This window comes from Xenorhabdus taiwanensis, assembly GCF_036512875.1.
GTDB classification, from domain to species: Bacteria; Pseudomonadota; Gammaproteobacteria; order Enterobacterales; family Enterobacteriaceae; genus Xenorhabdus; species Xenorhabdus taiwanensis.
In genome coordinates this window covers 779,124-801,121 of sequence record NZ_AP028978.1, presented here as the reverse complement: position 1 = coordinate 801,121, position 21,998 = coordinate 779,124, and the positions used below count along the sequence as shown (strand labels likewise).

Annotated in this window: 20 protein-coding genes and 2 pseudogenes; 13 read left to right on the top strand and 9 right to left on the bottom strand. The window is 42.4% G+C overall.

Annotated features, from left to right (window positions below; translation table 11 throughout):
- The first annotated feature begins 4 nt into the window (after nucleotides 1-4).
- Both ispA and dxs read left to right on the top strand, forming a co-directional pair.
- The gene (gene ispA / locus ACE1SE_RS03460) at nucleotides 5-937 is read left to right on the top strand and encodes a (2E,6E)-farnesyl diphosphate synthase (RefSeq protein ID WP_374052660.1); all 933 of its coding nucleotides are present in this window, start codon (nucleotides 5-7) and stop codon (nucleotides 935-937) included.
- Nucleotides 938-1,045: 108 nt separating this feature from the next.
- Entirely contained in the window at nucleotides 1,046-2,911 is a 1,866-nt protein-coding gene (gene dxs / locus ACE1SE_RS03455; protein WP_374052659.1) for a 1-deoxy-D-xylulose-5-phosphate synthase, read from the top strand.
- Between the two features lie 85 nt (nucleotides 2,912-2,996).
- Here dxs and ACE1SE_RS03450 read toward each other — a convergent pair.
- Nucleotides 2,997-3,283 (bottom strand): annotated as a pseudogene (locus ACE1SE_RS03450) (IS1-like element transposase); the annotation flags it as partial.
- 375 nt (nucleotides 3,284-3,658) lie between these two features.
- On the opposite strand from ACE1SE_RS03450, the gene ACE1SE_RS03445 reads away from it, so the two are divergent.
- From ACE1SE_RS03445 to ACE1SE_RS03410, 8 genes are all read left to right on the top strand, one after another.
- A complete protein-coding gene (locus ACE1SE_RS03445) occupies nucleotides 3,659-4,666 on the top strand; it encodes an amino acid--tRNA ligase-related protein (protein ID WP_374052658.1) in 1,008 nt (335 codons plus the stop codon).
- Nucleotides 4,667-4,719: 53 nt separating this feature from the next.
- A complete protein-coding gene (locus ACE1SE_RS03440) occupies nucleotides 4,720-5,661 on the top strand; it encodes a TauD/TfdA family dioxygenase (protein ID WP_374052657.1) in 942 nt (313 codons plus the stop codon).
- On the top strand, nucleotides 5,658-6,896 hold the full coding sequence (locus ACE1SE_RS03435; RefSeq protein WP_374052656.1) for an ATP-grasp domain-containing protein: 1,239 nt from the start codon (nucleotides 5,658-5,660) through the stop codon (nucleotides 6,894-6,896). The genes ACE1SE_RS03440 and ACE1SE_RS03435 overlap by 4 nt, the downstream gene beginning before the upstream one ends.
- Nucleotides 6,877-8,094 (top strand): MFS transporter, encoded by a 1,218-nt coding sequence (locus ACE1SE_RS03430; protein WP_374052655.1) that lies wholly within the window; start codon nucleotides 6,877-6,879, stop codon nucleotides 8,092-8,094. The genes ACE1SE_RS03435 and ACE1SE_RS03430 overlap by 20 nt, the downstream gene beginning before the upstream one ends.
- The gene (locus ACE1SE_RS03425) at nucleotides 8,094-8,822 is read left to right on the top strand and encodes an aspartate/glutamate racemase family protein (protein ID WP_374052654.1); all 729 of its coding nucleotides are present in this window, start codon (nucleotides 8,094-8,096) and stop codon (nucleotides 8,820-8,822) included. Before ACE1SE_RS03430 ends, ACE1SE_RS03425 begins: the two co-directional genes overlap by 1 nt.
- A gap of 289 nt (nucleotides 8,823-9,111) precedes the next feature.
- Nucleotides 9,112-10,281, top strand: a complete 1,170-nt coding sequence (locus tag ACE1SE_RS03420) for a KamA family radical SAM protein (protein ID WP_374052653.1) — start codon at nucleotides 9,112-9,114, stop codon at nucleotides 10,279-10,281.
- A gap of 53 nt (nucleotides 10,282-10,334) precedes the next feature.
- The gene (locus tag ACE1SE_RS03415) at nucleotides 10,335-12,422 is read left to right on the top strand and encodes a 2OG-Fe dioxygenase family protein (RefSeq protein WP_374052652.1); all 2,088 of its coding nucleotides are present in this window, start codon (nucleotides 10,335-10,337) and stop codon (nucleotides 12,420-12,422) included.
- A 17-nt stretch (nucleotides 12,423-12,439) separates the two neighbouring features.
- The gene (locus ACE1SE_RS03410; RefSeq protein ID WP_374052651.1) at nucleotides 12,440-13,666 is read left to right on the top strand and encodes an MFS transporter; all 1,227 of its coding nucleotides are present in this window, start codon (nucleotides 12,440-12,442) and stop codon (nucleotides 13,664-13,666) included.
- Between the two features lie 328 nt (nucleotides 13,667-13,994).
- Here ACE1SE_RS03410 and ACE1SE_RS03405 read toward each other — a convergent pair.
- Nucleotides 13,995-14,132, bottom strand: a pseudogene (locus ACE1SE_RS03405) (IS1 family transposase); the annotation flags it as partial.
- A 70-nt stretch (nucleotides 14,133-14,202) separates the two neighbouring features.
- On the opposite strand from ACE1SE_RS03405, the gene ACE1SE_RS03400 reads away from it, so the two are divergent.
- The 3 genes from ACE1SE_RS03400 to pcp are packed head-to-tail and all read left to right on the top strand — an operon-like array spanning nucleotide 14,203 to nucleotide 16,633.
- Nucleotides 14,203-14,931, top strand: coding sequence for a DUF969 domain-containing protein (locus ACE1SE_RS03400; RefSeq protein ID WP_374052650.1), 729 nt, complete (start codon nucleotides 14,203-14,205; stop codon nucleotides 14,929-14,931).
- The gene (locus tag ACE1SE_RS03395) at nucleotides 14,928-15,947 is read left to right on the top strand and encodes a DUF979 domain-containing protein (protein ID WP_374053582.1); all 1,020 of its coding nucleotides are present in this window, start codon (nucleotides 14,928-14,930) and stop codon (nucleotides 15,945-15,947) included. Before ACE1SE_RS03400 ends, ACE1SE_RS03395 begins: the two co-directional genes overlap by 4 nt.
- Nucleotides 15,948-15,982: 35 nt before the next feature.
- The gene (gene pcp, locus ACE1SE_RS03390; protein ID WP_374053581.1) at nucleotides 15,983-16,633 is read left to right on the top strand and encodes a pyroglutamyl-peptidase I; all 651 of its coding nucleotides are present in this window, start codon (nucleotides 15,983-15,985) and stop codon (nucleotides 16,631-16,633) included.
- 47 nt (nucleotides 16,634-16,680) lie between these two features.
- Here the strand turns inward: pcp and pgpA are convergent, their stop codons facing one another.
- From pgpA to secF, 7 genes are all read right to left on the bottom strand, one after another.
- Nucleotides 16,681-17,172, bottom strand: coding sequence for a phosphatidylglycerophosphatase A (gene pgpA, locus ACE1SE_RS03385; RefSeq protein ID WP_374052649.1), 492 nt, complete (start codon nucleotides 17,170-17,172; stop codon nucleotides 16,681-16,683).
- Nucleotides 17,165-18,211: a thiamine-phosphate kinase gene (thiL, locus tag ACE1SE_RS03380; RefSeq protein ID WP_374052648.1), complete on the bottom strand. Its 1,047-nt coding sequence runs from the start codon at nucleotides 18,209-18,211 to the stop codon at nucleotides 17,165-17,167. Before thiL ends, pgpA begins: the two co-directional genes overlap by 8 nt.
- Nucleotides 18,212-18,309: 98 nt before the next feature.
- Nucleotides 18,310-18,726 (bottom strand): transcription antitermination factor NusB, encoded by a 417-nt coding sequence (gene nusB, locus ACE1SE_RS03375; RefSeq protein ID WP_074021383.1) that lies wholly within the window; start codon nucleotides 18,724-18,726, stop codon nucleotides 18,310-18,312.
- Nucleotides 18,727-18,755: 29 nt separating this feature from the next.
- Nucleotides 18,756-19,226, bottom strand: a complete 471-nt coding sequence (gene ribH, locus ACE1SE_RS03370) for a 6,7-dimethyl-8-ribityllumazine synthase (RefSeq protein WP_374052647.1) — start codon at nucleotides 19,224-19,226, stop codon at nucleotides 18,756-18,758.
- 98 nt (nucleotides 19,227-19,324) lie between these two features.
- Nucleotides 19,325-20,431 carry a bifunctional diaminohydroxyphosphoribosylaminopyrimidine deaminase/5-amino-6-(5-phosphoribosylamino)uracil reductase RibD gene (gene ribD, locus ACE1SE_RS03365; RefSeq protein ID WP_374052646.1) on the bottom strand — a complete coding sequence of 369 codons (1,107 nt, stop codon included), beginning with the start codon at nucleotides 20,429-20,431 and terminating at the stop codon, nucleotides 19,325-19,327.
- Nucleotides 20,432-20,452: 21 nt separating this feature from the next.
- Nucleotides 20,453-20,902: a transcriptional regulator NrdR gene (nrdR, locus tag ACE1SE_RS03360; RefSeq protein WP_074022845.1), complete on the bottom strand. Its 450-nt coding sequence runs from the start codon at nucleotides 20,900-20,902 to the stop codon at nucleotides 20,453-20,455.
- Nucleotides 20,903-21,024: 122 nt separating this feature from the next.
- Nucleotides 21,025-21,993 carry a protein translocase subunit SecF gene (gene secF / locus ACE1SE_RS03355; protein WP_374052645.1) on the bottom strand — a complete coding sequence of 323 codons (969 nt, stop codon included), beginning with the start codon at nucleotides 21,991-21,993 and terminating at the stop codon, nucleotides 21,025-21,027.
- Between the last annotated feature and the right edge of the window lie 5 nt (nucleotides 21,994-21,998).

Genomic DNA, 21,998 nt, shown 5'->3' with positions numbered 1-21,998 from the left:
ATTTATGTCTGAACACTATAAGGCTCCTCTTGAAGAGCAATCTTTTGAAAAAAGACTGCACGCATGTCAGCAACACATTAATGACAAACTGATGGCAATATTTTCTTCATTGCCCTTTTTAAACAGCCCATTAGGCACAGCAATGCAATATGGTGCCGTACTGGGTGGAAAACGGCTACGTCCATTTTTAGTTTACAGCGTGGGAGAAATGTTTGGCCTCCCTAAAAAGAGTCTGGATGCCGCAGCCATAGCGATAGAATGTATTCATGCCTATTCATTGATCCACGATGATTTACCCGCAATGGATAACGACGATTTACGTCGTGGGCAACCCACCTGTCATATCAAATTTGGTGAAAGTCAAGCTATTTTAGCTGGTGATGCCTTACAATCACTGGCCTTTGAAATTCTGGCAAAACAGGACATGCCCAATGTGACCTTATCCGATCGCCTTGCTATGATCGCTGAACTGGCAAGCGCCAGTGGCTTTGCCGGCATGTGTGGTGGGCAGTCACTGGATTTGGAAGCAGAAGGTAAACAGATCGATCTCGCTTCGCTGGAACAGATCCATCGACATAAAACAGGTGCACTAATACGCTCAGCCGTTCGATTAGCGGCTTATAGTGCAGGACAACGTGGCCGAGAAGTACTGCCTTTGCTGGAGCAATATGCCCAAGCCATCGGCCTGGCATTTCAGGTACATGACGATATTCTGGATATCATTGGCAATACTGAAGTTATCGGCAAGCGTCAGGGCAACGATCAGCAACTCGGCAAAAATACTTACCCTGCATTATTGGGTTTAGAGCAAGCCCAACAAAAAGCCAGAGATCTGCATGAAGAAGCGCTTGCCGCCCTGACAGAGCTGGCAAAACGGTCATATGACACCACAACCTTGAAGAAATTAGCTGGTTTTATCATTGAAAGAAACAGCTAAAAAACCGGTAAAGCGCCTTACGGGGTGAACCCAGAAATTACACACTGATAATAACAGGGTTCTTAATATTCAACTTCTAACGGATATAGCATTTTACACAGGCATAGCATGAGCATTGATATAGCGAAATATCCAACATTGGCATTGGCGGAAACTCCAGAGGAGCTTCGCCTGCTACCCAAAGAAACCCTGCCAAAGTTATGCGATGAACTGCGTCAATTTTTGCTGAACAGTGTCAGCCGCTCCAGTGGTCACTTTGCTTCCGGCCTTGGCGCTATCGAATTAACCGTCGCACTCCACTATGTTTATAAAACCCCTTTTGACAATTTAGTCTGGGATGTTGGTCATCAAGCCTACCCGCACAAAATTTTAACTGGACGTCGTGATCGTATTGATACCATTCGCCAAAAAAATGGCCTTCATCCCTTCCCCTGGCGGGAAGAAAGTGAGTATGACACCTTGTGCGTCGGCCACTCATCCACATCAATTAGTGCTGGCTTAGGTATGGCTATTGCTGCCAAACACGAAGGCAAAGGTCGCAAGACAGTATGCGTTATTGGGGATGGAGCCATTACTGCGGGCATGGCTTTCGAGGCTATGAACCATGCCGGCGATATCGATCCCGACATGCTGGTTATTCTCAATGACAACGAAATGTCTATCTCTGAAAACGTGGGGGCATTGAATAACCATCTGGCACAGATCCTGTCAGGCAAACTGTATACAACCCTGCGTGAAGGTGGTAAAAAAGTTTTTTCCAACCTGCCTCCTATCAAAGAGTTACTGAAAAAAACGGAAGAGCATTTGAAAGGCATGGTTGTTCCTGGAACACTGTTCGAAGAGCTTGGGTTCAACTATATCGGGCCTGTTGATGGTCATGACGTACTGGCGCTAACCCAAACTTTGAAAAACATGCGCGAACTGAAAGGGCCACAATTCCTGCATATCATGACTAAAAAAGGTCGTGGTTATGCACCAGCGGAAAAAGATCCTATCAGTTGGCATGCCGTTCCCAAATTCGATCCTTCAACGGGTTCTTTGCCCAAAAGTGCAGAGACTCGCCCGACATTTTCCAAAATCTTTGGTGACTGGCTGTGTGAAGAAGCCGCCCATGATAAAAAACTGATGGCGATCACCCCAGCCATGCGAGAAGGTTCCGGTATGGTGCACTTCTCCCGCGAATATCCTGAACAATATTTTGATGTCGCGATTGCCGAGCAGCACTCCGTTACCTTTGCAGCAGGTTTGGCTATTGGCGGCTACAAACCTATCGTCGCCATTTACTCCACCTTCCTGCAACGCGCTTATGATCAAGTGATCCACGATGTCGCCATCCAAAACCTGCCCGTTTTATTTGCCATCGACCGTGGCGGTATTGTTGGTGCTGATGGTCAAACCCATCAGGGAGCTTTTGATCTTTCTTTCCTGCGCTGCATCCCAAATATGGTGATTATGGCACCCAGCGATGAAAACGAGTGCCGCCAGATGCTGCATACCGGATATCATTATCAAGCAGGCCCTGCTGCTGTTCGTTATCCTCGCGGTACAGGGACAGGCGCTGAACTCACTCCGTTGGAAACATTGCCAATCGGCAAGGGCATAATCCGCCGTCAGGGAGAGCGCATTGCGATCCTTAACTTTGGCACATTATTATCCTATTCGCTGCAAGCGGCTGAAACCTTAAATGCAACTGTTGTAGATATGCGTTTTGTCAAACCACTGGACAAAGAGCTGGTACTGGAAATCGCAGCCAGCCACGAGCTGCTGGTGACTTTGGAAGAAAATGCCATCATGGGTGGTGCAGGTAGTGGTGTTAATGAATTACTGATGCAGGAAAAGTTACCTGTTCCCGTATTGAATCTGGGTTTACCCGATGACTTTATTCCACAAGGAACGCAACAAGAGCTACATGCTGATTTAGGGCTGGATGCAGCAGGTATTCAAAATAGTATCGAGAAATATCTGGCTAAATAGCTGATAAGAACGGGTGAGGATTTTTCAGTCATTCATCCGTTTTTGTTTATGTATTAAATAGTTAGATTGAGCAATTAAAATTTTCATCTAGGGGTAGCGTCGTTACGTTTCGGGGCGTGAGGTTTTTAACGTTTTCATGACGGTGGCGACTTTCAGGCTCCGAGCGGTGTCACGAATTCCCCCATTATTCATCGCTATGTCGACAATCTGCGCTTTGACGCCGGGTTTGCAGGCTTGGTAGGTGTATTCCAACTGAAAAGCCTTGCAGCAGACATAACAGCGATAACGCTGATGTCCGCCATTTCCTTTTTCATGCCATTTGACCTGTTCTGATGTGTGACAATAATGACAATAGACATCAACTTTAGCCATGCTTTACCTTTATCACTAAAAATCGGGAAGTCTACTACAACTAACTATTTAATACATGACCTCAATTACGATGGGTATAAAACGAAATTCATTGAAATTAAATTCATTATAAATCTTTCAATAAAAAATAATTATAATAAAATTAAATAATTAAAATATGCCATTTAATAAAAAACCATATTAATTTAATGTTTTTTATGTTGAGAAAATATATATAATTAGTTAGGATAATAAGAATAAGGATTAATTTAATATCTATGATAAAAATAAATCCGACGAAATATAAATATAACCAATTAAATTTATGGATTTTGTAAGCCAAGAAATAAAAATAATGATTCTGATTATTCATTTCATATTATAATAGAGGAAAAAATGTCTAAGCCAACGCTGTCTTATAAGGAAACCTATATTTGGAGTGGGTGTGTTTTGAATGAGCTGAGAAAAGCCGCCGCAGAAAATAATTTTATAGAAATCCTACCATCTATTGTTTCATCGAGTTATGAACCCGGTGCAAAACATTCATTTGCCATTCTAGGAGATAAAAATCTTCCCCAAGTTATTTTAGATGAACCTGGCAATGTGCAGGTTAAAGGAAAAGAAAAATATTATCTTCCGGTCAGCCATGTCGTTGAAAAGCAAATGTCGCTTGAATTTCTTGATAAAGTATATTGTGTTGCACCATGTTTGAGATTAATTATGGACGGTGAAGAAAACTCAGGAAAACATCTATATAACTTTTTTCAATTTGAGCTCGAATGGCGCACAAGCAGTATGACCGATGTTTTTATGCAAGGTGAAAAGATCCTTACATCTCTCGCTAAAGGAATTTTAGAAGACAGAACAACCACATTGTCAGAAATAGGATTGCGTAATATTAGAGCACTAGCTAAATCCGATTACCCAATAATCTCATTTTCTGAAGGACATGGCCTCATCGGTAATTCACCCGACTTAAAAAGAGACTTCACACCGGAAGAAGATGAAAAACTAACCAAGCTTTTTGATATACCATTCTGGATTTATGATTACCCTGAAGGGGTACGAGATTCAATTTATCATCAGAATAATAAGGGTTCATATGACACTTATGATTTGATGTTGCCATTTGGTTATGGAGAATTAACCACGGGTGGTATCCGTCCAAAAACAGCAGAAGAAATTCTTCAACAATCTAAGAAGCTTGGTAAAGCTTATAGTACTGTCTATGCAGAATGGAAAGATAAATCTCAGATCCAGACCGCAGGATTTGGTATCGGTTTGGAAAGAATTATTCGTTATATGAGTGGTTGCGAATCGATACTTGATATTGTTCAATATCATGATATTGGACCGAATCGAACTATAAATAAAAAATTTTTTAAGGAAAAAGAAGCTATCTAATAATTTATTTTCCATTGATGCCTATATGAAAAGAAGAGGAGAGGATAGAGAAAATGCAAAGTAGCAACGTAAATCCGAATGTTTATATAGAGGAAAACATTCTGATGATTCCGACAGAAATCCGGATGCGCTTTGAAAATATATCCCAAGACTATGATTTAAGGTCTAATCATCAAATCCTTATTCTGTGTGCGGAAATTCGTGAAATTATAGACCCATACAACATCATATCAGATGATATATGCAAAAAAGTTGTTAGTGATGGTTATACTATAGTTTCAGGCTTTCCAATTGATTCGGATAAACCTGAAACACCTGTTGTTAAAATGAAGGAAAGACCAGCAGGAAAATTTATTACAGAAAAAATATTGGTATATCTTTCTTCTTTATTCGGCAGACCTCATGCATACGAAGCTGAAAATAATGGTGAGTTTATTCATGACCTATATCCAATTAAAGGTAGAGAATCTGTAGCATCAGGTACTGGCTCGGAGGTAGATCTTGAATTCCATACCGAAATTGCATTTGATACTGATAAACCAGATTATCTGTTGTTGACAGCGGTAAGAAGCAGAAAAGAGCAAAATGTACCGACCACACTTGTGAATGTATCATCTGTACTAACCTGTTTATCGGAGTCAGAACTTAAACTACTCCAAGATAAGCATTACTTTATACGGGCACCTTATTCTTTTTCAGGTGGAGATGATGTTTATTATCTCAGATCACTTGCAGATTTTAGTGGTAAAAAAAATTACTCTTTTAATTTCAATCCTGGAGTAACTCATTGCAGTACACAAGAATCTAATGAACTGTTTGAAAAACTCAGAAAGCTATGTAACCAACATGCATTCGAAGTTTTATTATCACCCGGATCTGCGTTAATTATTGACAATAATAAAATGCTCCATGGTCGTTCATTATTCAAACCTAAATTTGATGGGAAAGATCGCTGGTTGCAGCGTCTTTACGTGAAAAATAAGGAAGTAGAATGAAAAAATATATTCTTGTTGTCGAAGCCTCATTTCTAGGTATTTCATATATTTCACAGGCTATTAAGAACTTGGGATATGAGCCTATATTCCTTACAAATTATCGTTCACAGGAGGGGGATGCCTTAATCCAGCTTGCGAAAGAAAGAGCAATTTTTTGTGAAACTACAGAAGTCGAAGATATTAAACAGGTAGTAAATTCTCTGGGGAAAAATAATGTTGTAGGTTTGACTACCTTTTTGGACAGCCGTTTGGCCATTATCGCGACAGCTAATAAGGAGTTAGGTCTTGCAGGGGTATCAGAGAGTGTGATCAATTTGAAAGATAAATCCTATGTGAATAGATTAATTCCAGAGTACGTACCTCAATCATGCTCTTTAGAATGGGGATTAACGCCAGAAATAAAGATTAAAGAATTTATTAGTTTTTCAGCAGCAAAAAAATTTATCGCGAAGCCAAGCCTAACAGCAGGGGCTATAGGCACTTTTACTTTTAATAGTTTTGAGCAGCTTAAACACAGAATTGAACAAGCACTAAATAAAATACCAAGTTACCTTGAACCCAATAAATATGTCATTCAGGAATTTTTCAATGGTAAACTGATAAGTATTGAAGGATATATGTATAAAAATCATATTGAATTTATTGGTGCCACCAAGCGTTTCAAATATGGTAATACCGAGACAAAGCATCAATTCCCTTATCAAAGTGAAATGGGCAATGATGTCTATGAAAAATGCAAAGAGGTTATTAGGATCCTGATTGGCCGCTCAGGTTATGATTATGGTTTTTTCCATATTGAGTTCATGGTAAATGGTGACAATGTAAGGCTGATTGATGCTAATATGGGCAGACCTGGCGGCGCTAACATTATGGAGTTGCTCGCATTTGCTTATGGTATTGATCTAGTAAAATTATTTGAGCATGCGATTAGCATTGCTGTGTTACAAGCACCTATAATTAAAAATGATTTTTTTACCGAAACACCTTGCCTGGATATGACAGGAATTTTATACGGGCAGAAAGAAACAGCGAGGTTGCTCAGATTTGAACTCCCCAATCCTAAATCTTCACATCATTTGGCGGTTAATATGGGTACAATTGTCCCAGAATTGGGTGAAAGCAATTGGTCTGCTATTGGCATTTTAACTGGTAGGCCAGAAGATGTTTTTGAAGATTTAGAAAATATTAAGCTGATTACTGATAAAGGTGAATGTGGTGCAGCAATTACCAAATAAAAATATCAATAATATTTCAGTCAGTATCATTATTATCTTACTGGTTGCAATGGGTCAGTTCAATAATACATTATTCATTCCATCTTTGCCTCATATGAGTATCCCCTTAGGAACCTCTGACTCCTTTCTTCAGTTTTCAGTTACTCTAACCTTACTTGCTTTTGGCTTTTCTCAATTAGTGTACGGCCCTTTATCAGACTACTATGGCCGTCGTCCGGTTGTCTTAATTGGTTTGATAATATTTTTTCTTGGTAATCTTGTCTGCCTTTTTGCAATATCTGGAGTTATGTTTTTAATTGGAAAAGTTATAACAGGGCTAGGAGTTGGCTGTGTCGGACCTATAGCTCGCGCCATTGCTCGTGACCTTTCTGATGGCAAAAAGTTGTTAAAATTAATGGGCATACTAGTAATGTTCATGTCGATTGTTCCAGCAATATCTCCCATGCTTGGAGGTGCCATTCAAGGATATCTTGGATGGCGGATGAACTTTATTGCATTATGCATTATAGCATTGATATTTATTATGTTTTTGTATTTCACTTTGCCTGAAACTAATCAACATAGAGGTGAAGAGAGCAATCTTTTTAGTTTTTCTCGGATTTTTGTAAACTACCGCGAACTACTCTTACATGGTGAGTTTCTAAGGATGGCTCTTTTTAATATGTTTGGTTATGCCGCTGAACTGGTGTTTTTGTTATCTTCTTCATATGTACTTCAAGAGCACTTTCATATTCCCCCACAGCAATTTGGTCTGATACCACTAGCTATTGTTCCGTGCGTTATGATAGGTAATTTTATTGTCACCAAATTATCATCATATTTTGATGTGAAGGTAATCTGTACCATAGGAATCTTACTTATATTACTTGGCTCAGTATTTATGCTTATTTTCAGTGAGCTTATGCCATCAACAATTCTTTCTTTTATTATACCGATGATGATAGTGGCGCTAGGAGAAGGTATTGTTACGCCCAGTTCTACAGCCAGATGTATGGACTTGTATGGTAAAAAAGCAGGTTATGCAGGTGCGGCCGTTGGGGCGATTGCAATGGTGGGGGCCGGAGTCATCATAGGTATTTCGTCACTGAATCCTCTTCATTGTTTATTCCATATTTCAGTTGTACTTTTAGTGATTTCTTGTATTTTATTTGCTTTATGTTTGATTAACTGGATTTTCCAAAATAGAGAGGTATCGTAATGCCTTTTTCAATCGGTGTCCTTGCTGGTATGGGGCCAAAGTCAACTGCACCGTTTGTAGATATGCTAGTAAACGCATCTCAGACTCTATATGGTGCAAAATACGATATGGATTTTCCCAAAATGCATATCATCTCTTTACCATCCCCTTTTTACCCTGGAAAAGCTATTGATGATACCAGAATGATAATGGCACTGCAGAGCGGTATTGCGGACTTAGTCAAAGCTGAGGTAGATCTGATCGTAGTTCCGTGTAATCTTGCCCACAAATATTACACTGATATGGAAAATGCCAGTGCGGGTATTCCTATCTTGCATATCGCTGATTGTGCTCTAAAAAAAATAACGACTGATGATAAAAAAGTAGCAGTTATCGGCACTGAACCGACAATTGACGCAGGATTTTATCAGGCACGTATTCACGCAGCAGGAAAAGAACCTGTTTTATCTGAAGAATTACGCAAACGTACAACAGAGTTGATTATATTAATTAAAGAAAAGGGATTTGAGAATAAAGATGTAATGATAGCTTGGGATTCAATACTATCATGTGCGGAGGCTCTAAGGGTGCATGTGTTACTCCTCGCCTGTACAGATATCAGCCCTCTTATAAAAAACAGCATAAATCAATCATTGAAAATAGTAGATACTGCTTCAAGCTTGGCTGAAGCCGCCATCCACACATTCTATACATTAAAAAAAACAACCGCGGGGAAATCTAAGCTGTAACTCATCGACTACTCTGCCTTATCATTGGAAGGCAGACATTATGCCATAATGTTTTGATTGCGATATACATTTTATTGTCGACCATTTACTATAACTCCACTTATTCTCATCAAATAATTAATCAATTATACCAATATTTAATACAGCCATTTCACGATATTCCTCTCACTCTTGAAATAACCCCTATTAATTACAACCAAAATAAATGTGATAATAAAAACACCATTAAGATGGTTATAAAATACAAATAAAATAATAAAACACAAAATTAAAATTTAAGGTTAATTTAATGAACACTATCAATATCGTACCTCATTCACAGAACTTCCTGTTTGATTCTAATGAAAACTGGACTGATTGGCGCTGGCAGCAAAAAAACGCAATACGTGATGAAAAATCTTTACGTATTGCTTGTGGTGGATGGCGTGAGGAAATAACCCAGCGCATTCAGCAAAATTTACAAGGCCAAAAAATCCAAATCACGCCCTATTATCTCCGCAGGATATTAGCTACCAACCAATCTGACGATATCACAACAAATCCCCTCTGGCGGCAAGTAGTTCCCTTTTGGAATGAAGAGCAGACCAATGGCTATGATGGAGAATCTGAAAATTGGGAACTTAATAGTGAAATGAAGACTCCCATTTGCCAGCATAAATATGACAACCGAGTGATCTTGCGTATGGTGAATGCCTGTAACTCCTACTGTCAATTTTGCTTTGAAGCTCTAAGGACATTGAAAGTTGATTCAGGTAAATCAAACGCTAGTCGAACTTCCTTCCAACAATCCCTTGAATACATCAAAAATACTCCTTCTGTGGAAGAAGTCATTCTTAGCGGTGGCGATCCCTTGATGCTGACAGATAATAAATTAGATGAATCGCTGTCCGCTATCAGGGAAATCAGAGAAGACCTGTTAATCCGTGTTCATTCCAGGGCGCTGACATTCAATCCCTACCGTATTACCGATGCGCTAATCGAAACACTGAAAAAGCACCGTGTTAATGCCTTTGGTGTCCATATCTGTCATCCCCTGGAGTTAAGTGAAGAGTTTCAGGCTGCCGTGCGCCGCATTCAAAACGTAGTACCGATCGTGTTTTCCAATATGCCTTTCCTGCGCGGCATCAATGACAGCGAAGAAATCCTCCACAAATTGTTTATCGACTTATATCGCATAGGCGTGAAACCTTACTACCTTTACCATTTTATGCCATTCTCTCCCGGCTCTTCGGAATACAAAGCCTCAATCGACGATGCCATCTCAATTATGCGCAAACTCAAGCGTCGGGTTTCCAATATCGCTTTACCGGAATACGTTCTGCCACATATGAAAGGTAAATTCACCGTGCCTTTATTCACTAATCCAGAAGAAATGCCTTATTTTGAATCCATTAATGGCAAACGTTATTACCGATTTATCAACTGGCAACGAGAACAATGTGAATGGCTGGATAACTAATTTACTGATTACTTTCAGCAAATGATAAAACCTATTTATTTCAAGGATGCCAAATGAAACCAAACGCAATTTTGTTTGTTGATATCGATGATGCCCAAATTCCACGCTATAAATATCGGGAACCCCATTTCGCCGCAGCAAAAAAGATGGGAATGAATTGCCTAACGGCAGCACTGAAAGGGCGTCAACACACAGAACGTCTCTATACAGATAGCGATGATGTTTTCTACTTAGAGTCACTGACACAAGATGCTTTACAGGATCTTGTCACTACCTTGCAGCAGACTTACACTCTGCGAGGTATTTTATGTTATGCAGGCCAGGCATCTACTTACGGCCAAGTTGGCTGCATTGTTGCCGAAGTTTGTCACAATATTGGCCTGCCAAATGCGCCTGCTTCTGCGATTACAGTCTGCAACAACAAGTTCTTGATGCGCCAGACTCTGCAAAAATATGGTGTCAGATCAATACGCCATGCCTTGTGCAACACCGAAGAAGAACTCTATTCACAGGCTAAAACAATTGGCTATCCCTTAATTGCAAAGCCTCCATTTGGAGCCGCTTCAGCCTTTATCAAAAAATGTCATGATTGGTCTGAACTTAAAGCACACTATCGCGCATTGACAACCCACTATGACCACTCGATTTATATCGATTTTATGGGAAATAAGCAGGAATGTTTTACTTTAGCGGGTGAAAAACATATCAACATACCGGGCAAAAGCCTGCTATTGGAAGAGTACCTTGATGGTGTAGAAGGCACAGTCGAATGTGTTATCAGCCAGAATAAAATACATCCGGTATTGATCAATGAAAAATTGATCCTAACGGAAAAAGAAAACACCGTACTGGAAAACTTGCTGATTTGCCCTCCGATATCATTTTCCCCCACAGAGCAAGAACAGATTAGGGACTATGCCAGAGCCTGCCTACAAGCCGTCGGATTGAACTATGCCATTGCTCATCTTGAATTCCGTATGACCAAAGATGGCCCCGTTGTGATTGAAATTAATCCACGCCTTGGTGGGCTGTTTGTGAATTCATCCTTCCGTGATATCGCAGGACTCGATCCGTACCAGCTATATCTCTCCATTCTCTTACAAGAACCGGATATTGATACATGGATAAGCCTAGCCCAACAACGGGCTATAACCGCTAAACAGCATTATTCGATGCTAGCCATGTACCCAGACAAGAGCGGGTATTTTCAGGGCATTAAAAACATCGAACACATGAAAAATCATCCGAATGTGATCGAATGTATTTCCCAACCCACTGATTACTACATCAACGCAGAAACTGAAGAACATTACTTACTCAAATGCTGGGCAAAAGTAGACGATGCTTCCGATGCCTATGCACTACACCAGGAAATGTTGGAACACGTTCATCCCATTATTAATCCCATTCCCAAAGGCAGCCAAAATATGCAAATTGCAAACATATCGGCACGTTTGATGAATGAACATTATTGTCATATTCCACATTTCAGTAAGCTTATTTCCTGCGATACAAAAGAAATAAAAACCTTTAAAGATTATTGGAATGAATTAGTTCTGGATCAGAATTTTAAAGACTATACCCATAGGGAAAGGCGTATCCTGCGTTATTATTATCGTCCTGGTGGAGAAAATCCACTTCAACTAAATCGGGACACCGAATATCGCTCATCCATCACCTATGACATTGAATACAAAAAAGGTGCCAATAAACTCAGCTATGCTGAAGAAGCATTTATCACCCATCCCATCATGCAAAGTGTCCTTACAACAGATATAGCGATTTTGAGTAATCAATTAACACAAGAACACCATTATGAGATTGATATTCACCAATTTCGAGTCAAAGCGCAGGCCGGTAAAGATAGCCCAACAACATCCGGGATTCACCAGGATGGGCAGGATTGGATTTTTATGCACTTTATCCAAAGCCACAACACAGAGCCGGTGATTTCTGAAGTTCACGCAACCGCCCATGAAACCCCACCCTTGTTACACACCGCAATGGAGCATTTTCTTGAAACACTCGCAATAAATGATAAACAACTTTATCATCGGGCAAGCAATGTTCGACAAATATCTCCTACAAATGCGGCATTTCGGGATCTGTTGTTGGTAACTTTCCGACAGCTTCCTGAATAACAAATGAGCGAATAATAATGTCAAGCCAGGAAAACTGTTTGAATTTGCGTTGGTCTAGCCTCAATGCCTTATTGATCGTCAGTGCCCGATTCGTTTCCGATTTTGGTGCATTCCTGAATATGGTGGCACTCTCCACTTATGTTTATCTGCTTAGTAACAGCGTTATACACGTCAGTATTTTTCTTGCCTGTCGGGTTACTGGCGGTATCATTGCCAGCTTGATTGGAACCCCGTTTTTCAGACGATTTACAGGCAGATGGCCACTGGTCTTTTTTGATCTGGTACGTGTCATTTTATTGTTCCTGTTATTGGTGATCCCCACATCACAGCAACTACTGCTCTTACCAGTTATCGCTTTCGGCATTGGCTTAGGTAATTCAATGTTTGCTATCGGGCTAAACAGCCAACTGCCATATTGGGTTCATGCCTCCCAACGCATATCAACCAATTCCTGGCTTACCTCTGTCGCTGCCTCAGGTGCAGTATTTGGCAGTCTTGTATCGGGGCTTCTGGTCGCAAGCAGCGGTTATGAAATGGTATTTATCGTCAATATCATGACTTATCTGCTGGCGGCGATCCTGATTATGCCCCTGCGTTTCCTCTCCTTGCCAGAGCAAAAAATATCAAGAGAACTGAATAACGAATGGCGTAATTTGCGCCACGGTTTACGCGGTGCCCCCATGCTGGCAGGTATGCTATTTCTCAGTCTGGCAGATACACTGGGTAGCGCTGCCCATAACGTAGGTTTTCCCATCATTTCGAAACTCCTTACCCCCGATAATGCCAGTACCACAATGGGATTGCTGCTGGCAACATGGGCGATAGGAAAATTCAGTGGCGCGCGATTGGCGAGCTACCTGCTACGCAGCCGCAACCTATTGAAGATGGAGAAACTATTCTTTATCGGCGTCGCCATAATGTCGACAGGCTTTATCCTCACTTTCCAACAAAACAGCGTATTTTGGCTATTGCTATTCGCAATCTGGGCAGGAATGGGTGACGGAATTGCAGAAGTGAGCCTAATATCACGGGCACAAAGTGAACCCGAAAGTTTACGTCTGCCAATTTTCAGTTTGCTGACACTGGTACAGATGACGGGCTTTGGGATAGGAATGTTACTGGTCGCCCCGTTCTATGTTTGGTTATCACCTTCCATTGTCATTCTAATATTCCACGGCTTACCACTGACGGTATTAGTACTGGTCTTGTTGTGGATACGACGTTTTACTACAAGCAAAGTGTAATTATTGCAAATTGGATAACCAGTACCGATTGGGAACGTGCTCCTACGGTGCTGATTTTTCCCAGAAATCAACAAGATAAAAAAAGCAACTAAAGTCACATTTTCACACTCCATGAAACCGGTTACATGAATAGCAAGCTCTTCTCACATTCCATCTGAAATAAATACGTTACTTTGTCCATAACAATCAAGTTCAAAACCGGTGAAAAACGTTCGAGTTACCTCGCGACGACAGGAAAAAAATCTAAAAGCACATAGATCACTACTATGCGGTTAGGTGAATTGTGATTAGAGAAATGATAGAGGGGTGAGTGAAGCTAACAAAGCGGTCACGTATTCAATCCGTTGATCTGCTTTAAAGATAGTATTCTCTTTTCAATAAAAGTCCCGATAACTTTGTCATGCATCTCAGGGGATTTTGAATAGCCAAGTGTTTTACGGTTCAATCGTTTAATTCTGTTGCGAATTTTGTTTGCTTGTTTGTTAATCGAAGTTTATTTATCGTTCAACAATATATCGATCATGAGGAAATAAAATATGCAGCAAACCATCAATTTTTGGCCTCTAATCGGGATCGCTGTCATCATCATCGGTTTTGTTATCCGATTTAATCCGGTTCTGGTCGTCACCATTGCTGGCCTTGTCACGGGACTCGCTGCCCACATGCCGATAACCGATATTTTGGAGAAGTTAGGTTCTGGGTTTGTTAATACCCTAAATTTAACACTGACCATCTTGTTTCCTTTAGTCATCATTGGCCTGCTGGAAAGACATGGTCTAAAAGAACGAGCCCAGAAATCCATTGCTCATATCAAAATGGCGACAACCGGGCGTTTATTGATTATCTATCTGTTTATACGAGAAGTCTCTGCCGCATTAGGTTTAACCAGTTTAGGTGGGCATCCGCAAATGGTTCGTCCCCTCCTGGCTCCTATGGCAGAAGGGGCGGCTGAAAACCAATACGGAGAGTTGCCAGATTCAGTCCGTCATAGCATTCGCGCTATGTCTGCAGCAACAGATAATACCGGTTTGTTCTTTGGAGAAGATATTTTTGTCGCTTTCGGGGCAGTTATCTTTATGCATAATTTCATGCTGGAATCAGCGGATATTCACACTGAACCACTGCATATTGCCCTTTGGGGGCTACCTACTGCCATTTGTGCTTTTCTAATCCATTCCACTCGGTTATATCGCCTTGACTATCGAATTGCCAACGAACTGAATGCGTTGAATCACACCAGGCTACATAGCAAGGAGGAAAAATAATGTTTCAGTTACAGTATCTCTACGCGCTGGCAGGCGTACTCTTGATGGCTGTCGCTATCATGTCATGGCGTGATAAAGCTAATCCTCGTCGTTTAACTACCGGTCTATTCTGGGCGCTTTACGGTTTAATCTTCCTGATGGGGAAATGGAGTCATTATATAGTAGCTATCTGGATCAGTGATGAAGCTTATGCCCAAAGAATTGCCTTTATTAGTATCGGTGTGCTGGTCGTTTTTATGGCTCTATTGGCAGGATTTGGTGGAGTTCAACTGGGAAATTATCATCAAAGTACCCCAAAAAAACGGTTGGAAAGCGCTAATCGTCTCGGCAATAAACTATTTTTTCCCGTCCTGCTGATCCCCGTTGTCACAATTATTGGCGTGTTGATGTTTAACCATATTCCAGGTTTACAACAAGCAGTTTTTGGTGAGGGAAATCATTCAATTCTGGTGACGCTCTTTTCAATTACTCTCGGCTGCCTGATAGGATTGGTTATGGCATTACGCATAAGCCGTGATGCCATAACACAGCCAATACAGGAGACTCGCCGCCTGCTCGACGCCATTGGTTGCGTATTTATCCTGCCACAACTTCTGGCTACGCTCGGATTACTGTTTACTACCGCCGGTATCGGCACGGTGATTGCCCACCTAACCGAAAGTTATATCACTGTCGATAATCGTTTTGTCGCCGTGGTAGCGTACGTCTTTGGAATGGCTCTGCTGACTATGGTTATGGGTAATGCTTTCGCGGCTTTTCCCATCGTTACTGCCGGTATTGGTATTCCCATTTTGATCTTACAGCACGGTGGCAATCCTGCCGTTATGGCTGCCATTGGTATGTTCTCCGGCTATTGCGGTACGTTGATGACACCCATGGCGGCAAATTTTAATCTCGTCCCTGCAGCTCTGTTAGAATTGCCTGACCGCAATGCCGTTATCAAAGCACAAATCCCCACAGGATGTGTCTTACTATTTACCAATGTGTTCCTGCTCTATTTTCTACTCTTCTTATAAAACAACAACAAGGAACAGTAATGCAAGCTACTTCCATAAAAACCATTCTCGTCACTGCTTTTGAACCTTTCGCTGGTGAAACCATCAATTCATCATGGGAAGCCGTTAGGCCATTACAGGGATGTCAAATAGCAGGTGCAAATATTGAAGTTTGCCAACTGCCTTGCGTTTTCGACGCTTCTCTGGAACAACTCTATGCGGCAATTGAACTCGTTAAACCAGAAGTGGTGATTTCCGTTGGGGAAGCTGGAAACAGATCAAATATCAGTGTAGAACGTGTCGCAATCAATGTTAACGATGCCCGTATTCCTGATAATGCAGGCCAACAGCCCATTGATACCCCTGTCATTTCCGGTGGCCCTACGGCTTATTTTTCTACCCTACCTATCAAGGCAATAACCAATGAGTTAAATAATGCAGGAATTCCAGCAACAGTATCCCAAACTGCGGGAACCTTCGTTTGTAACCATGTAATGTACGGTTTGCTGCATTATCTGAACCAACGCCCCCCTGCTATACGTGGCGGCTTTATCCATGTCCCTTATTTACCTGAGCAAGCCACAAGGCATTCTGGTGCACCAAGTATGTCTGTAGAGATGATGACGGAAGCCTTGAAAATCGCTATTGAGTCAGCAGCATTGCGGCATGAAAAAGATATTACCATCTCAGGCGGGGCAACAAACTGAAAAATAAACTGGAAAAATAGCCACTAAAATCCCAGTGGCTATTTAACTTAGAAGGGTAAAAGTTGGTAGAAATCCAGCAACCAGATAACAATCACAGCAAAAATCGCTGCGATAATGTCATCCAACATAATGCCGATACCACCTTTCACATAGCGGTCAAACCAGCGAATTGGCCACGGTTTCCACATATCAAAAATGCGGAATACCACAAAGCCAACTAAAACCCATTGCCAGTTGAGCACCGGGATTGCCATTAGTGTGATCCACATTCCAATGAATTCATCCCAAACGACACAACCAGGATCGTCCACATTCATGGCATCGGCAGCTTTCTGGCAAATCACACAACCAATGACTGTTCCCAATATAATAGCCAACCAAATTCCCCATGTCGGTAACTGCACCAACAGTAACCAGAAAGGGATCGCCGCTATTGAGCCCATTGTGCCCGGTATAACCGGCGATAAGCCACTACCGAATCCCGTAGCCAGTAAGTGCCACGGATTACTCATTTTTAAGTGGCGTTTTGCATCATCCATGCGTTCCCTCCGTTTGATCGTTTTCTTCCTGGTGTGCAGCCGGACAAGGTACTACCGGTTTTTTATCTGTTTTAAAGTGATCAAAGCCGTTCAGATCCAACGCAATTTCTTTGTTATTGTTAAAATAGCGGATGCCTTCTGATTCTGGCCTGATTTGCCCAATACAGCAGAAACTCGCCCCCGAATGGGCCAATGCCATATTTAACGCGCCACGGTTTAGCTCAGGTACAGTGAAACACAACTCATAATCTTCCCCACCACTCAACGCCCATTTCAACGCCTGCTCAGCGGGAACATATTGCTGCATCGCTTCCGAATAAGGCAGCGCATCCAGATTAATACGTGCACCGCATTGGCTAGCTTTCAGAATATGGTTGAGATCAGAAATCAATCCATCGGACAGATCAATCGCGGAAGAAGCCAGATCACGCAGAGCCTGCCCTTGTAAAACGCGGGGTTGTGGACGGAGATGACGCTTAACCAACCAATTGTGGATCGCAGGATCTTCCACAATCAAGTGCTCTTGCAACAAGGCAAGCCCTGCAGCACTGTCACCTAATGTTCCGGTGACATAAATCCAATCACCGTTCTTTGCACCAGTACGACGCAACGCCCTGCCCGCCGGCACTAATCCATGCACGGTTAGCGTTAAACTCATGGGACCTTTTGTCGTATCCCCACCAATCAACTGCATACCGTAATAGTTCAGTTGTTCAAACAGACTATCACTAAACCGTTTTAACCAATCCTCATTGACGTCAGGCAACGTTAACGCCAACGATACCCAAGCGGGATCGGCCCCAACGGCAGCCAGATCACTGATATTGACAGCCAGTGCTTTATAAGCCAAATCTTCCGGTGAGATATCGGGAAGGAAATGGACACCAGCAACCAACGTATCTGTTGTTACCGCTAATTCTTGCTTATCAGCAACGGTCATCAGTGCACAATCATCACCAATCCCTAGATTGACATCACGTCGTCGGATGAGAGGGCGATTGAAGTAACGTGCAATGAGGTCAAATTCACCACATGCCATAGTAGAATTCCAAAAAGTGACCAATGAGCACATGAGGCCGGATTTCCGGCCTCATGTGTAAAATCATTGAGTTATAATGGGGAACTCCTGGCAAGCAATCACTTTTTCTTACGTGCTGCCGGGCCAGCTTTATCCAACACCCCATTCACGAATTTATGGCTATCTTCAGCACCAAATATTTTTGCCAGTTCGATGCCTTCATTAATAGCCACTTTGTAGGGAACATCATCACGAAAGCTTAGTTCAAACATCGCAACGCGCAAAATGGCTTTTTCTACCTGACCTAACTCTTCGAGCTGACGGGAAAGATAAGGCGCCATCAAAGCATCCAATTTTGTAGCATTGACTGCTACCCCAGACAGCAATTCACGAAAATAGGTGACATCAACACCGGATACGTCCTGCTCTGACAGAAACTGCAGTTCAACATCAGCAATGCTGTTTTTGGATAATTGCCATGAATAAATTGCCTGAACAGCACACTCACGAGCACGACGACGAGCAGCAGGTTTCACAAAATTCCCCTTAATTAAAACTAAAAAATTTAGCCTTTAATGGCTTTAATTACATTGATCATTTCCAATGCGGTCAAGGCAGCTTCCGCACCTTTATTGCCCGCTTTAGTTCCAGCGCGTTCAATCGCCTGTTCAATATTTTCTGTTGTCAGAACACCCAATGTAACAGGAATATTGCTGGACATTGCCACGCTGGACAAGCCTGAGCTACATTCACCGGCAACATATTCAAAGTGGGCTGTTCCGCCACGGATAACAGTACCTAAAGCGATAACCGCATCATATTTTCGGGACTCAGCCAGCGCCTTGACCGTCAATGGCAGTTCATAAGCACCCGGCACCCATACTACGGTGATATTATCCAAAGAAACCTGACCGATGCGTTCCAGCGCATCAACGGCCCCTTCCAGCAGGCTGTCATTAATGAAGTTGTTAAAGCGGGCAACAGCAATGGCAATGCGGGCTTCAGGAGCTGCAACAACACCTTTGATTACGTTCATAGCCTTCCTTATACTTTATTCATATCCGCAGGGGCGCGGATCTTATCACATTATTTTTCCCTGCGTCTTGGTTTATGTCCAAACTAAAATCAACATATTTAGAGCGGCCGTAAGCGAAAACGCACATCAGGGCCAATCTGCTGAACATCAAGCAGAGAAAATTCAGGAGCATCCGATAATTTTTGCAATTCAGGGATATCGAACAATCCACGGGCACTATTTCCCAATACCTTAGGCGCGATATAAAGGATTAATTCATCTACCAACCCTAACGACAATAAAGCCCCAGCTAAAGCAGGACCACATTCCACCCAAACAGAATTTATTTGGCGCTTACCAAGTTGCATCATCAGCAACACTAAATCAACACCGTCACCATACGCTGGTAATAAAATCTGTTCGGCATTATCAGGCCATTTTTGCTGATCTTGCTTAGTACGTGCTAACCAACATTCTCCCGGTTGCTGTACTACCTGATGCTGTGGAGTGACGCGATTTTGGCTATCCGTAATAATACGGATGGGCTGGCGGAGCAATTCTTGCGGATAAATAGCTTGTGTTTCAGCATCCAGTTCATGCCAGCGAACCGTCAGAGAAGGATCATCTGCCAATACCGTTGCGCTGGAACTCAAAATAGCACTGCACTGCGCCCGTAGTTTCTGCACATCTTGACGGGCTTCAGGTGAGGTAATCCACTTGCTTTCCCCCGATGCCAATGCAGTCCGGCCATCCAATGATGCGCCCAGTTTCAATTGCAGGTACGGAAACCCTGTACGCATACGTTTCAGAAAACCCTTATTCAAGGATTCCGCCTGTTCTATCATCAAACCATGTTCAACGGCAATTCCGGCTTGCTGCAATTTATACAAGCCACGTCCAGCCACTTGAGGATTGGGATCTTGCATCGCTACCACAACCCGGCTTAAGCCGGCGGCAATCAAAGCATCAGCACAAGGGGGAGTTTTACCGTGATGGCTGCACGGTTCAAGGGTAACATAAGCTGTAGCACCTTGAGCTTTTTCACCAGCCATACGCAGGGCATGAACTTCTGCGTGAGGTTCGCCAGCCCGTGCATGAAAACCTTCTCCGATTATCTGCCCATCCTTAACGATGACGCAACCTACATTCGGATTTGGCGATGTGGTAAAACGCCCCTGATACGCCAGCTCCAGCGCTCTGGACATATATATTTCATCAAGTGTCATAGTGTTTAGTCTTGCTCGTGGTTAGTCTTGCAATCTGGCAATCTCTTCACCGAATTCGCGAACATCTTCAAAGCTGCGATAAACAGATGCAAAACGAATATAAGCCACTTTATCCAGTTTTTTCAGCGCATCCATGACAAAATTTCCGATCATTTTGGCCGGAATTTCGCGCTCTCCTGTTGCCCGTACCTGTGACTTAATATGGTTAATTGCTGTTTCTACATCATCAGAGCTGACAGGGCGCTTTTCCAGTGCTTTCTGCATTCCACGACGCAATTTTTCTTCGTCGAAAGGCTCTCGAATATCATCACTTTTAATAACTCGTGGCATCACCAGCTCGGCAACTTCAAACGTAGTGAAGCGTTCATGACATTCCAGGCACTGACGGCGACGGCGCACTTGTGAGCCATCCCCTACCAGACGGGAATCAATAACTTTAGTATCAACGGCTGCGCAAAATGGGCAATGCATATCGTTTCCTGACAGTTAACCGAAGGAATAACAGTGTACCTTGAAGTGGTGACGAAAAACACCCTGTCAGTAAGTACTCACAGGGTGTTTAAGCGATATCAGTGCTCGATCAGGCAAAATAATTAAGGAAGAATAGAGGGCTGGTCTGCCCCTTCTTTCTCAACTTTCTGCTGGATCAAATGTTCACGCTTCATACCCAATTTCAACGCCAGTGCAGACGCAACATAGATAGAAGAGACTGTACCGATAGAAACACCGATTAACATGACCAGTGAGAAGCCTTTCAGCATTTCACCACCAAAAATGTACAGCATCAATACAACCAACAATGTGGTTGCGGAAGTCATGATAGTACGGCTCAAGGTCTGGGTCAGGGAAATGTTGGTGATTTCATACGATGTACCCCGACGTATCTTACGGAAGTTCTCACGGATACGATCCGACACAACGATGCTATCGTTCAATGAGTAGCCGATAACCGACATCAACGACGCAACAATAGTCAGGTCAATTTCGATACGGAACAACGACAGGATACCCAGTGTAATAATCACATCATGCGCAAGTGCAATAACTGCCCCCAGTGCCAGACGCCACTCAAAGCGGAAACCGACATAAATCAGGATACAGATCAGTGCAACCAATAACGCCATTGCTCCGGTCTGTGCCAATTCGTTTCCGACACTTGGACCAACAAATTCCACACGTTTAACCTTGGCATCTTTATCAATATCCTGGTTAATTACCGAGATAATCTTATTGCCAAGTTCTTGCCCTGCATTACCTTCCACAGGTGGCATACGAACCATCACATCACGGCTGCTACCAAAATTTTGTAAAAGTGGATCAGCAAAACCATGCTGGCTCAGGCTTTCACGCATCTTGTCCAGATCCGCTGGTTGACTCAACTTCACCTCAATTACCGTACCACCGGTAAAATCAAGCCCCCAGTTAAACCCACGAGAGCCTATCATAATGATGGAAGCGATCAACAGCAGAAACGAAATCCCAAAGGCAACGTTGTCCCAGCGCATAAAGTTGATAACTTTACGCCCATAGTTTAATTGTTCAACAGTATAATCCTGTGCCACAACGT

What these genes read in the sequence shown, in the direction of transcription:
- ispA (WP_374052660.1), top strand. Translation starts at nt 5, where the DNA reads ATGTCTGAACACTATAAGGCTCCTCTTGAAGAGCAATCTTTTGAAAAA.
- dxs (WP_374052659.1), top strand. Translation starts at nt 1,046, where the DNA reads ATGAGCATTGATATAGCGAAATATCCAACATTGGCATTGGCGGAAACT.
- ACE1SE_RS03445 (WP_374052658.1), top strand. Translation starts at nt 3,659, where the DNA reads ATGTCTAAGCCAACGCTGTCTTATAAGGAAACCTATATTTGGAGTGGG.
- ACE1SE_RS03440 (WP_374052657.1), top strand. Translation starts at nt 4,720, where the DNA reads ATGCAAAGTAGCAACGTAAATCCGAATGTTTATATAGAGGAAAACATT.
- ACE1SE_RS03435 (WP_374052656.1), top strand. Translation starts at nt 5,658, where the DNA reads ATGAAAAAATATATTCTTGTTGTCGAAGCCTCATTTCTAGGTATTTCA.
- ACE1SE_RS03425 (WP_374052654.1), top strand. Translation starts at nt 8,094, where the DNA reads ATGCCTTTTTCAATCGGTGTCCTTGCTGGTATGGGGCCAAAGTCAACT.
- ACE1SE_RS03420 (WP_374052653.1), top strand. Translation starts at nt 9,112, where the DNA reads ATGAACACTATCAATATCGTACCTCATTCACAGAACTTCCTGTTTGAT.
- ACE1SE_RS03415 (WP_374052652.1), top strand. Translation starts at nt 10,335, where the DNA reads ATGAAACCAAACGCAATTTTGTTTGTTGATATCGATGATGCCCAAATT.
- ACE1SE_RS03410 (WP_374052651.1), top strand. Translation starts at nt 12,440, where the DNA reads ATGTCAAGCCAGGAAAACTGTTTGAATTTGCGTTGGTCTAGCCTCAAT.
- ACE1SE_RS03400 (WP_374052650.1), top strand. Translation starts at nt 14,203, where the DNA reads ATGCAGCAAACCATCAATTTTTGGCCTCTAATCGGGATCGCTGTCATC.
- pgpA (WP_374052649.1), bottom strand. Translation starts at nt 17,172, where the DNA reads ATGGATGATGCAAAACGCCACTTAAAAATGAGTAATCCGTGGCACTTA.
- thiL (WP_374052648.1), bottom strand. Translation starts at nt 18,211, where the DNA reads ATGGCATGTGGTGAATTTGACCTCATTGCACGTTACTTCAATCGCCCT.
- ribH (WP_374052647.1), bottom strand. Translation starts at nt 19,226, where the DNA reads ATGAACGTAATCAAAGGTGTTGTTGCAGCTCCTGAAGCCCGCATTGCC.
- ribD (WP_374052646.1), bottom strand. Translation starts at nt 20,431, where the DNA reads ATGACACTTGATGAAATATATATGTCCAGAGCGCTGGAGCTGGCGTAT.
- nrdR (WP_074022845.1), bottom strand. Translation starts at nt 20,902, where the DNA reads ATGCATTGCCCATTTTGCGCAGCCGTTGATACTAAAGTTATTGATTCC.